The organism is Natronosalvus sp. KLKA75 (genome assembly GCF_059736265.1).
Genome location: NZ_CM185522.1, coordinates 1,768,953 through 1,780,713, shown reverse-complemented (window position 1 = coordinate 1,780,713; position 11,761 = coordinate 1,768,953). Strand labels below are relative to the sequence as shown.

The 11,761-nt window shown below is 65.7% G+C and carries 11 protein-coding genes; 9 read left to right on the top strand and 2 right to left on the bottom strand.

What is annotated here, in order from left to right:
- Positions 1 to 88 precede the first annotated feature (88 nt).
- From AC6I65_RS08535 to AC6I65_RS08510, 6 genes are read left to right on the top strand one after another with little or no spacing between them, the layout of a single operon-like run.
- Positions 89 to 1,576 carry an extracellular solute-binding protein gene (locus AC6I65_RS08535; protein ID WP_497901497.1) on the top strand — a complete coding sequence of 496 codons (1,488 nt, stop codon included), beginning with the start codon at positions 89 to 91 and terminating at the stop codon, positions 1,574 to 1,576.
- Positions 1,573 to 2,595 carry a carbohydrate ABC transporter permease gene (locus AC6I65_RS08530; RefSeq protein ID WP_497901496.1) on the top strand — a complete coding sequence of 341 codons (1,023 nt, stop codon included), beginning with the start codon at positions 1,573 to 1,575 and terminating at the stop codon, positions 2,593 to 2,595. Before AC6I65_RS08535 ends, AC6I65_RS08530 begins: the two co-directional genes overlap by 4 nt.
- Before the next feature lies 1 nt (position 2,596).
- Positions 2,597 to 3,625 carry a carbohydrate ABC transporter permease gene (locus AC6I65_RS08525; protein WP_497901495.1) on the top strand — a complete coding sequence of 343 codons (1,029 nt, stop codon included), beginning with the start codon at positions 2,597 to 2,599 and terminating at the stop codon, positions 3,623 to 3,625.
- A 25-nt stretch (positions 3,626 to 3,650) separates the two neighbouring features.
- Positions 3,651 to 4,904 carry an ABC transporter ATP-binding protein gene (locus AC6I65_RS08520; RefSeq protein WP_497901494.1) on the top strand — a complete coding sequence of 418 codons (1,254 nt, stop codon included), beginning with the start codon at positions 3,651 to 3,653 and terminating at the stop codon, positions 4,902 to 4,904.
- Positions 4,897 to 5,100 carry a DUF8005 family protein gene (locus AC6I65_RS08515; RefSeq protein ID WP_497901493.1) on the top strand — a complete coding sequence of 68 codons (204 nt, stop codon included), beginning with the start codon at positions 4,897 to 4,899 and terminating at the stop codon, positions 5,098 to 5,100. The genes AC6I65_RS08520 and AC6I65_RS08515 overlap by 8 nt, the downstream gene beginning before the upstream one ends.
- 4 nt (positions 5,101 to 5,104) lie before the next feature.
- Positions 5,105 to 6,175 (top strand): Gfo/Idh/MocA family protein, encoded by a 1,071-nt coding sequence (locus AC6I65_RS08510; protein ID WP_497901492.1) that lies wholly within the window; start codon positions 5,105 to 5,107, stop codon positions 6,173 to 6,175.
- A 298-nt stretch (positions 6,176 to 6,473) separates the two neighbouring features.
- Here the strand turns inward: AC6I65_RS08510 and AC6I65_RS08505 are convergent, their stop codons facing one another.
- Positions 6,474 to 7,136, bottom strand: a complete 663-nt coding sequence (locus AC6I65_RS08505; RefSeq protein WP_497901491.1) for a helix-turn-helix domain-containing protein — start codon at positions 7,134 to 7,136, stop codon at positions 6,474 to 6,476.
- 83 nt (positions 7,137 to 7,219) lie between these two features.
- On the opposite strand from AC6I65_RS08505, the gene hutU reads away from it, so the two are divergent.
- From hutU to hutI, 3 genes are read left to right on the top strand one after another with little or no spacing between them, the layout of a single operon-like run.
- Positions 7,220 to 9,067: a urocanate hydratase gene (hutU, locus tag AC6I65_RS08500; protein WP_497901490.1), complete on the top strand. Its 1,848-nt coding sequence runs from the start codon at positions 7,220 to 7,222 to the stop codon at positions 9,065 to 9,067.
- Positions 9,064 to 10,008, top strand: a complete 945-nt coding sequence (gene hutG / locus AC6I65_RS08495; protein ID WP_497901489.1) for a formimidoylglutamase — start codon at positions 9,064 to 9,066, stop codon at positions 10,006 to 10,008. The genes hutU and hutG overlap by 4 nt, the downstream gene beginning before the upstream one ends.
- A complete protein-coding gene (gene hutI / locus AC6I65_RS08490; protein ID WP_497901488.1) occupies positions 9,996 to 11,342 on the top strand; it encodes an imidazolonepropionase in 1,347 nt (448 codons plus the stop codon). The genes hutG and hutI overlap by 13 nt, the downstream gene beginning before the upstream one ends.
- A 50-nt stretch (positions 11,343 to 11,392) precedes the next feature.
- Here the strand turns inward: hutI and AC6I65_RS08485 are convergent, their stop codons facing one another.
- The gene (locus tag AC6I65_RS08485) at positions 11,393 to 11,746 is read right to left on the bottom strand and encodes a DsrE family protein (RefSeq protein ID WP_497901487.1); all 354 of its coding nucleotides are present in this window, start codon (positions 11,744 to 11,746) and stop codon (positions 11,393 to 11,395) included.
- Positions 11,747 to 11,761: the final 15 nt, after the last annotated feature.

Here is an 11,761-nt window from a genome sequence, read left to right as displayed (position 1 = left end):
CGCTCGACGACTGTCTTCGCTTCATTTACAACACCTGTTGTACCTGATCCAGTAGTTATAAATACGAACGACATTGTTATCTCCTTCTATGAGTGAGAGAAACTCACAGGGGAGCGACGGAATCGACTCGAGCGTCTCGCGTCGGACGTTCGTGAAAGCAGCGGGGGCGAGCGGGGCCGCGGTGAGTCTCGCAGGGTGTATCTACGGCGACGAAAGCGATGGCGGCTCCGGGGACACCATCACGATCGCGATGGGATCGACGACCATCTCGGACATCGAGGACAACCTGCCGGACCTGCTCCACGAAAACGGGCTGAGCGACGATGTCGAAATCGACTTCAGTTCCCAGGAGGACGACTCCGGCGCGCAGCGAGATAAGTACATTTCGTTGCTCGAGGCCGAGGAGTCCAGCCCCGACCTGTTCATGATGGACACGGGGTGGGCGAACGTATTCATCGAACAGGGCTACATCGCCAACCTCTCGGAGGAACTCGACGACGACACCCTTGACCGGATCGACAGCGACTACTTCGAGGCGTTCACCAACACCGTCCGCGATACCGAGAGTGGCGACCTCTACGGAATCCCGCTGTTCCCGGACTACGCGGTCATGCTGTACAACAAGGAGTACGCGCGTGAAGCCGGCTACTCCGACGACGACTTCGAACAATGGGAGACCGAGCCGATGACCTGGCAGGAGTGGGCCGAGACGGCCCAGGAGGTCACCGAGGCGTCGAACGCCGAGTTCGGCTTCTCGACCCAGTGGGACATCTACGAGGGGACCGCCTGCTGTACGCTCAACGAGGTCATGACGTCCTTCGGCGGCGCGTACTTCGGCGGCGAGGAGAACCTGGGCGGCCCGGTCGGCGACCGCCCGGTCACCATCGACGAACCGGAGTTCATCGAGGCCCTCAGCATGGTGTACACGCTCGCCGCTCAGGAGGAAGACGAGTACACACTCGACGACTACCCGACCGGGGTCGCGTCGCCAGACATTACCCAGTGGACGGAGAACCCGGCACTCTCGCCGTTCACGGAGGGGCAAGCCGCGTTCCACCGCAACTGGCCGTACTCGATCGTCGAAACGCTCAGCGGGGACTACGACTTCGAGGACCAGGACGACCTCGGCGTGATGCCGATCCCTTACGCCGTCGAAGATGGCGAAGGCGCCCACCCGGGAACCGGTGGCTCGACCTCTGCACAGGGCGGGTGGCACATCTGCATGAACCCCAATACCGAGAAAAAGGAAGAGGCGGTGGAGGTACTCACTGCCATGACCGAGGACGACTTCAATCTCGGCATGCTCGAGGCCATCGCGTGGCTACCGCCGAAACCGGAACTCTTCGACTCCGAGGAGGCGACCGACCCCGACGCCGTCGGCGTCGTGGCCAACTACATGAACACGCTTCAGGTCGCTGGCGAGGGAGCGATGCCCCGACCGGTCACCACGGAGTGGCCTTCCCAGGCAAACGCGATCGCGGAACAGGCTAACCAGGCCGTCGCTGGCCAGAAGAGCCCCGAGGAGGCCGCCGCCGAACTCCAGACCTCCATCGAGGACATCGAATCCTCACAATGAGCACCGAAGGAGAGGCGGCCGGGACCGCTCGAGAATCGCGGCGATCGGGACCGTTCGTCGCGGCTACGCGGTGGCTCGAGAACCTCGGGGAGACCGCGTTCGCGTACCTCCTGTTGACCCCCGTATTCGTCCTGCTCGGGACGATCGCGCTCTACCCGCTGTTGCGAACGTTCGAGCTGTCGATGTACACGGGCATTCTGGGCAATTCGGAGCAGGAGTTCGTCGGCCTCCAGCACTACGTCGACCTGTTCAGCGGCGACGCGAACCCGCGTCTCCCCGGTTCGGTTACCTTCCTCCCCGATGTAACCACGAGCGGGAACTTCCCGTTCGTTCACGTCGAGGGCTGGGCGCGCAGCACGCTCGTCGTGACAGTCCTCTTCGCGGTTATCAGCGTCTTCTTCGAGACGATCATCGGATTCGGCCAGGCGCTCGTCCTGGACAAGGACTTCCGGGGCCGTCGGTGGGTCCGCGCGGCGATCATCATCCCGTGGGCGATTCCGCTCGTCATCCAGGGGATGATCTTCTACCTGATGTTCCACCCGAGCACCGGGTTCCTGACCCAGTACCTCTCGTCGGTCGGCATCGTCGCCCCGACGAACACGCTCAACGATCCTCCGAGTGCGTTCCTGATCGTCACCGTGGCCGACATCTGGAAGACGACGGCGTTCATGGCCTTGCTCATCCTCGCCGGACTCCAGAGCATCGATCGGAGCCTCTACGACGTCGCGAAGGTGTCGGGCGCCACGCGGTGGCAGCAGTTCAAGCTCATCACGTTCCCACTCGTCCTCCCGGCGCTCGGCATCGCCGTCCTCTTCCGGACGATCGACGCCATGCGCGTCTACGGGCTGATCGACTCCGTCTCGAGCTGTACGACCGTCCCCTCGCTGTCGTGCATGGTCGTCGAGACGTTCTACTCGAGTCGGGGGCTCGCCTCCGCGGTCGCGTTCGTGACCGCTGGCATCATCGGCGTGGCCGTAATCGGCGTCATCTACCAGCAGTACAAGGAGGGTGGGATCTGACATGGCGACGCCATCCACGACGGAACCGGAAGTGGAACCAGACGCGACGGACGCTGCCGACGGCCGCGAACGCAAGCAGGGGCCACTCGGTCGCTGGACGCGCGGTGTCCTCGAGGAGGAAGAAAAGCGCCAACGCCTCTACCGGGCGCTGTTCTGGACTGCCTGCGCGTTCTTCCTCGTGACGACGCTGTTCCCGTTCTATTGGCTGCTCGTGCTCGCGCTGACGCCGAACAGCCAGATCCTCACGGGCGACTGGTCACTGCCAGTGATCGGGCTCGAGTTCCCGCACCCGCAGGGGTTCAACGTCACCGCGTTCGTCGAAGTGTTCCAGGAGGTTCCCTTCCATCTCTTCGTCTTCAATAGCTTCGTGCTGGCGACGACGACCACGATCATCGTCCTCGCCGTCGCGACGCTCGCTGGCTACGTCTTCGGGCGTCTCGAGTTCCCCGGCCGCGGGGCGCTCATGCTCGCGGTGCTGGTGATCTCGTACTTCCCGCCGGCAGCGTTCCTGATCCCGCTGTTCGACGCCTTCCTCGGGAACGCGGTCGTGATCCCGTTCCTGGGCGTCGAACTGTTCCAGTCGCCCCGACTCGTGAACACGCCGGGGTCGATGATCATGCCGTTCAGCGCGCTGTTCTTGCCGCTGGCGATTTTCATCCTGACGACGTTCTACGCCCAGATTCCCGACGGGCTCGAGGATGCCGCGCGCGTCGAGGGGACGACCCGGCTGGGGGCGCTGTTCAGGGTGATCATGCCGCTGTCGGCCCCCGGAATCGCGACCGCGGCCGTGTTGACGTTCATCTCGGTCTACAACGAGTACTTCTTCAGTTCGATCATGGCGCTGGAGAACCAGCCCCAGAACTGGTCGCCGCTGGTCGGCGGCATCCTGAGCTACCAGACCCAGTACACGACCGACTTCAACCTGATGGCGGCCGCGAGCATCGTCGGGGTCCTCCCCGTCGTCGTCCTCGTTATCGTCGCCCAGGAACGCATCGTCAGCGGACTGACCGCCGGCGCGCTCAAGGAATGACCACCACTACCACAATTCACCACCAATGGCACGCGTAACACTCGAACACGTCACGAAACGCTACGAAGACGTCACCGCGGTCGACGACATGAACCTCGAGATCAAAGACGGGGAGTTCGTCTGCCTCGTCGGCCCCTCGGGCTGTGGGAAGTCGACGACGATGGAGACCATCGCCGGCCTCACGAAGCCCACGGAGGGGACGATTCACATCGGGGACCGGGACGTCACGAAACTCCCACCGAAGGATCGCGGGGTGTCGATGGTCTTCCAGAACATCGCGCTGTTCCCGCACATGAACGTCTACGAGAACATCTCGTTCGGCCTTCGACTCCGGAAGTACGACAAGGACGAGATCGACCGCCGGGTCGACCAGGCCGCCGACATCGTCCAGCTCGAGGGCATGCTCGAGCGCGAACCCAACGAGCTCTCGGGCGGACAGCAACAGCGGGTAGCGATCGCACGGGCGATCGTCCGCGAACCGGACGTCTTCCTGATGGACGAACCGCTGGCGAATCTCGACGCCAAGCTCAGAGTCCACATGCGGACCGAGTTACAACGGTTGCACAAACAGCTCGAGACGACGATCATCTACGTCACCCACGACCAGGCCGAGGCGATGACCATGTCCGACCGCATTGCTGTCATCAACGCAGGCGAACTCCAGCAGATCGATCCGCCGCTGGTCTGTTACAACGAACCTGCCAACCGGTTCGTCGCTGGCTTCATCGGCTCGCCGTCGATGAACTTCGTCGAAGGAGAGATCACCGCCGGGGGACTCTCGACCGACCACTTCGACCTCGAGTTCGACGCCAGCGCGATCGACGTCCCGTCGGGCGAGGCGATCACGATGGGAGTCCGGCCCGAAGACATCTACCTGACCGAGAACGCCGACTCGGCGACCAGCGCCTCCGAGGTCGTCGAGGCCCGGACGGACGTCCTCGAGCCGATGGGCGATCAGATCTTCGTCTACCTGTCGCTCGACGACGCGGGCACCGAGATGATGACGAGCGACGAGGCGTCGGCGGCCTCGAACCAGCTCCTGATGAGCGTCGATCCGGACACGGACATCGACGAAGATCAGTCGATTTCGGTGGTGCTCGACCGGTCGAAGGTGCACCTGTTCGATACCGGGACGGGGAACGCGATCGCTCACGGGATCGAGTCGCTGGCTCACGCCACGTCCGGAGCCGGGACCGAAGCAGAATCCGAAGCCGGGGCCGGGCCGGGGGCTGCCGACGTCGCTCGAGCCGACTCCGAATCGGGTGGTCGACGTGAGTAGCCTGATTCCGGTGGTCTACTACAGTGGGCTGACAATCCTGTTTTTCTTCTGGATCTACGGGATCGTTTCGTTTGCCCTCGACGTCAAGAACAGGATTCTTCCGGGCATCGCGCAGTACCGCCGCGGACGCGCCAAACGCGAACAGCGTCGAGAGCAGGAACGCGAACGAACCGAGCGCGAGGAGCAACTGTACTGAATCGATGACCGACGAGACACCTATCCGAGCCGGAATCGTCGGCTGCGGCAACATCGGCCAGTACCACGCCGACCGCCTCCAGGAACTCGGCGCCAACCTCGTCGGCGGTATGGACGTCTCGACGCAGGCGCGCGACCGGTTCGCCCAACGTTACGGCGTTGACGCATACGACGATCACCACGCGCTCTACGACGCGGTCGACGTAGTCGTGATCACCACACCCAATCGGTTCCACGAGGAGTACGCGGTCGACGCGTTCGAGCACGACCTGCACGTCCTGCTCGAGAAGCCGCTGGCGCACTCCCTCGAGAGTGCCGAGCGCATCGCCGCGGCGGCGAGCGAGAGCGCAGGCACCTGTACGGTCGGCTTCCACAACCGGTTTCGAAACGCCGTTCGGCTCGTCGCCGACCGGATCGAACGCGGCGACATGGGCGAGATAACCCACGTCGAGGCGAACTACGTCCGCCGACGAGGCGTTCCCGGCCGCGGCTCCTGGTTCACCCGTCGAGACATCGCCGGTGGCGGCGCGCTGATCGACCTCGGCGTCCACGCCATCGACCTCGCGCTCTACCTGCTCGACCATCCCGTCGTCAGCGACGTCTCGGGGGTCACGAGAAGCGAGTTCGGCTCCCGCGAGGAGTACGCCTACCTCGAGATGTGGGGGGACGACGCCGGGCCGGAGGGGTTCGACGTGGACGACTCCGCCAGCGCGTTCGTCCGCTGTGCGGACGACCGGACCATCTCGCTCGAGGTCGCCTGGGCGACGAACCGCCCGCCGACCCACGAGTTCGTCGTCCAGGGGACCGAGGCTGCCGCCCGATTCGACCTTCTGGAAGACCAGGTGACGATCCACTCCGCGAGTCCGGACGGGCCGAACCACTTCGTGGACTCGACGCTCGAGCCGGCGGCGAACGACGCGCACTCGGACGAACAGCGGGCCTTCCTGGCGACGGTCGAAGGCCGGGACGACGACGTCGCCGCGAGCGTCGAGGAGGCGCTCGCGGTGCAGCGGGTCATCGATTCGATCTACCGGTCGGGCGAGGAGGGGCGTCCGATCACGTTCGAGCAGTCCTGATCGATAGGGTACGGCTACCGTGCTTGATCGGCTCGAGCGAGATACTCGCGTTCGAAACGAGGTCCGCGGTGTGTCGGCCTTCGGTGGCCGGAAACTGGTGGTCGGTAACTGACGGTAGGACAGTGGTGGTCGGTCACCAGTAGTCGGACAACAGCGATGGCGCACGTTATAGCTATACATTTTATAGTTTAACCGATACCGACACCTGGAATCTAGCGACAACGTAGCCGTCGGCGGCGATGATCGTGTGTGAAGTAGATAATCGCCGCTCGAGGAGCGAACCGATGGACAAAACGGGCTACTCGAGGTACCGCTCGGCGACCGATTCCAGAATTTTCCGCTCGGCCTGCCGACGGTGTTCGTCGGCGGTACGCCGATCGATGCCTACCGACTCGGCAATGGCCGCCATCGACGTCTCCCGAGGAATCTCGTAGTACCCGCGCTCGTAGGCTGCGGCGAACACCTGGCGCTGTCTTCGCGAGAGCGCCGGCAACGGCTCGCCAATCCCGTCCGGCGTCCGGTTGCGGTCGAGACTGTCGAAGGAGAGGTCCCGCTTCGACTCGACGGTCACGTCGAAGTCCTTGAGCAGGTCGTGATAACAGCGGGTGAGGTGGGCGGACTCTAGCGCCAGGAGGCGAATCGACCGCGCTCCGTCGGCGTATCGAATCGGCGGCAACAGGAGGCAGCCGTGGTCGTCCAGGACGGCGTCGACGACCGCGGTCTCGAGCGCCTTGACGCAGTTCCCGGTGACGGCCACGGCCTCGTCTCCGTCGACGATGGCGTCGTCGATCCCGGCGAACTCGTCGACGGCCTCGAGGACTGCCTCGAGACGACCGGTCTCGCACTCGAGGAGCAACAGGTCGCTGTGGTCGTTACACCACAGGGAGAGCCGGGCGTCGAACGCGGCCGTGATCTCGTCGTAGGATCCGGACCCGGCGAGGCGGAACGTCGCTTCGTGCACGGTCAGCCCGAGGCTGGCTACATATATAATACCCGGCGTATGGCTACTCGAAACACTTGCCGGCCCGGACCGTGTGCGTACGTATGGCAGACTCGTCTTCGAACATCGAGCGTGACCAGGACACGTCGACCGAGTGGGACGGCATCGGCGACCCGAGTGAGCAGTGGCGATCCTATCGAGGTGCTCCGACCGGCATCGATCTCGAGTGTCGCGGCTGGCGCCAGGAAGCGGCGTTCCGCATGCTGAACAACAACCTCGACCCCGAGGTGGCCGAGGACGCGGAGTCGCTCGTCGTCTACGGCGGCACCGGCCGAGCGGCCCGGTCGTGGGACGCCTACGACGCGATCTGTGACCAGTTGCGCGACCTCGGCGACGACGAGACCCTGCTCGTCCAGAGCGGCAAACCCGTTGGTCGGTTCACGACCCACGAGCGTGCCCCGCGGGTGCTCATCGCGAACTCGAACCTGGTCGGCAAGTGGGACGACTGGGAGCACTTCCACGAACTCGAGGCTCGCGGAAAAATTATGTACGGGCAGATGACCGCCGGCTCGTGGGCCTACATCGGGACTCAGGGGATCATCCAGGGCACCTACGAGACCCTGGCCGAACTCGGCCGCCAGCACTTCCCCGAAAGCGAGGGCCTCGAGAGGCGGATCGTCGTCACCGCCGGTCTCGGCGGCATGGGCGGCGCCCAGCCGCTGGCCGTGACGATGAACCACGGCGTCTGCATCGCCGCCGACGTCGACGAGCGTCGGATCGAGCGCCGCCTCGAGACGGGCTACTGTCAGGAGCGTGCCCCCGACCTCGAGACGGCCATCGAACGGGCCGACGAAGCGGCAGAGGCCGGCGAGGCCTACAGCGTCGCCGTCCACCTGAACGCCGCCGACATGCTCGAGTCGATGCTCAAGCGCGGCTTCGTCCCGGACGTGATCACCGACCAGACGAGCGCTCACGACGAACTCGAGGGATACTACCCCGCTGGCTACTCGGTCGAGGAGGCCGACGCCCTGCGGGAGCGAGACCCCGAGACGTACGTCGAGGAGAGCCTCGCGACGATGGAGCGCCACGTCGACGGCATCCTCGAGTTACAGGAGCGGGGGGCCATCGCATTCGAGTACGGGAACAACATTCGAGGGCAGGTCCAGGACTATCGGCGTGGCGCGAACGGCGGTGGTGGCGCAGGCAACGGCGACGAGAGCGAAAGACCGTGGCCCCTCTCGGGCACCGACTCGAGCGACCGGCAGCCGTTCGACTTCCCCGGCTTCGTCCCCGCCTACGTCAGGCCGCTGTTCTGCGAGGGGAAAGGGCCCTTCCGCTGGGCGGCACTCTCGGGCGACCCCGCGGACATCCACCGTACCGACGATGCTGTCCGCGAACTGTTCCCCGAGAAGGAACACCTCGCCCGCTGGATCGACCTCGCCCAGGAGCACGTCGAGTTCCAGGGGCTGCCCTCGCGGGTCTGCTGGCTCGGGTTCAGCCGCGACGAGGATGGCCTCACCGAACGCGCGCGGTTCGCCCTTCGGATCAACGACCTCGTCGCCGACGGCGAAATTTCGGCCCCGATCGTCGTCACGCGCGATCACCTCGACGCCGGCTCGGTCGCCAGCCCGAACCGAGAGACCGAGGCGATGGCCGACGGGACCGACGCGGTCGCCGACTGGCCGATCCTCAACGCCCTCCTGAACTGCGCCGCGGGCGCCGACATCGTCAGCGTCCACGACGGCGGCGGCGTCGGCATCGGGAACGCCCTCCACGCGAACAACCACGTCGTCCTCGACGGGAGCGACCTCGCCGCGGAGAAGGCCCGCCGTGTCTTCACCACCGATCCCGGTATGGGCGTCGTGCGCCACGCTGACGCCGGCTACGACGAGGCGCTCGATGAAGCCCGCGAGTCGGACGTCACGATCCCGATGGGTGGTGACGAGCGGTGACAGCCTTTACTCGAGTCACTGAGTGGGAGAGCCCCTCGAGCGATCCCAACGACGAGACGTTCGGCGACGTAGTCGAGGCGATTGGCCTCGAGAACGCCGACGAGTACGACGCCGTGCTGGTCGGGGAGCCCTCCGACGTTGCCGTCATCGGTCGTCGCGGCGCCCGGGAGGGGCCGCGTGCGATACGGGAGTCGATGGCCGGCGTGAAGACCCACCACTTCGAGGTGGGTTCAGTTGCCCCAATCGGCTCGAACGGCTCAGTCGCCCCAATCGGTGACCTCGGCGATTTCGAACTCCCCGACACCGACGTTTCGACCGTCCAGGACCGAACCGAAACGGCCGCCAAGGCCGTCTACGAGATCGGCGCTCGCCCCGTCTTCCTCGGCGGCGACAACTCCCTGACCGTGGCGAACGTCTCGCCCTTGCTCGCCGACGGCTCCGTCGGCGTCGTCAGCCTCGACGCCCACCTCGACTGCCGGGAGCCGATCGACGGCCCCTCGAGCGGCACACCCTACTATCAACTTCACGAGCGCGGCCTAGACGCCTTCGCCGTCGTCGGCGCGCGTCACTTCGAGACCTCGAGCGCGTATGCTGAGTACGTCGAGGAGCAAGGTGGAACGGTCGTCACCGCAGAAACCGTTCGCCAGGACCTTGAGGCTGCGTCGGACCGAGCGCTCGAGGCGATGACCGGCGTCGATCGGATCCTCCTCAGCCTGGACGTGGACGTGCTCGACGCGGCGTTCGCACCTGGCGTGAGCGCGCCCACGCCGGGCGGGTTGACGACGACCGAACTGTACGCGCTCCTCCGACGAATCGCGGCCGACGAGCGCGTCGCCGGGTTTGAGGTGGTCGAGTGTGCGCCGCCGCTCGACCGCGGGGGGATGACGAGCGATGCGGCGGCTCGAGCCGTCGCCCACGTGCTCGCGGGGTGGTCGGCGTGAGTCGCGATACGGGAGATCTCGAGTCCGAGGGCCACACCACTGTCGTATACGGCGCGAGCGAACTGGTGGTCGGCCCGACAGCGGACGAAGCCGCGAGCCAGGACGGAAATGGAAACCGGAACGGAAGCGCGGACGACGGATCGACCCTCGAGACCGTCGAGAACGGCGCGTTCGTCGCTGTCGACGGCGAGGTCATCGCCGTCGGTCCCACGGACGACATCGTTCGAGAACACCCACCAGAGAACGCCGACACGGCCGTCGACGCGAGCGGCCGGGCCGTCGTTCCCGGATTCGTCGACCCACACACCCACGCGGTCTTCGCCGGGGACCGCTCCGACGAGTTCGAGGCCAAACTCGAGGGGACGAGCTACCAGGAGCTGCTCGCGCAGGGCGGCGGCATCCTCCGAACCGTACGAGCAACGCGCGAGGCGAGCCTCGAACGCCTCGTCGAGAACTTGCTCGACCACCTCGACGTCATGCTCGCCCACGGGTCGACGACCGTCGAGGTCAAGTCCGGTTACGGACTCGAGACCGAGACCGAGTTGCGAATGCTCGAGGCCATCGACGCCGCGAACGAGCGCCACTCCGTCGACCTCGTGCCGACCTACCTCGGCGCCCACGCGGTTCCGGAGGGCGCCGACGCCGACGACTACGTCGAATCCGTCGTCGACGACCAACTACCCGCAGTGGCCGAACAGGGAATCGCCCGTTTCTGCGACGTCTTCTGCGAGGAAGGCGCGTTCTCCGTCAAGCAGTCGCGGCGGGTGCTCGAGGCCGGTCTCGAACACGGCCTCGAGCCGAAGGTCCACGCCGAGGAACTGTCCCACCTGGGCGGGACGCAACTCGCGGCCGACCTCGGGGCCGCGAGCGCGGACCACCTGCTCTATGCAACCCGCGAGGACGTGGACGCGCTCGTCGAGGCCGGAACGGTTCCCGTCCTTCTCCCCGGCACCGCGTTCGGGCTGGGGGAGGCCTACGCCGACGCCGAGGCGATGGTCGAGGCCGGCGCTCCGGTGGCAATCGCGACCGACTTCAACCCGAACTGCCACTCACGGAGCATGGAGTTCGTCCAGACGCTCGCGTGCGTCGAGATGGGCATGACGCCCGCAGAGGCACTGCTGGGTGCGACCAGGAACGCGGCCAGAGCGGTCGGCGTGACGGACGGGACGGGCACCCTGGCGGTCGGCGCTCCGGCGGACGCACTCGTGCTCGAGGCGCCGCGCTACGCCCACCTCGCCTACCGGTTCGACACGACGGCGGTGGAGACGGTGCTGAAGCGAGGGCAGGTCGTCGTGGACAACGGCACGGCGCTCGAGGAGGTGCGTTCGTCGTGAGCGTCGCTGCGCTCGAGTGCGGTTGCACGAACGGGGAGGACCCGTTCGAATCAATAGGTGATGATTTCGTAGCCGTCGGCGACGAGGGACCGGACGCTCGGATGTCCCTCGAACTCCGCGACCGCCTCGACGGGTTCGTCCTCGACCTCGTCGTCGACGTCGTATGCGTCGGCGCAGTACGAGCAGACCTGCGCGTGGTGCTCGACGGCGTCGTAGAGGGCGTGATAATCGTGGTCCTCGTCGGCGAGTTCGGGAACCCACTGGGTTCCGGCGCCGTCGAAGATGAGTTCAATCTCGTCGCCGTGGTCGTCGAACTCCTTGGCGGTCTGGAGGGCGTTGACGACGCGACCGAGGTCGGACGGTGCTTCGGTGCCAGCGAGAACGATGATCGCGGTCTTTGGCATGTGGTCGACCGTTTA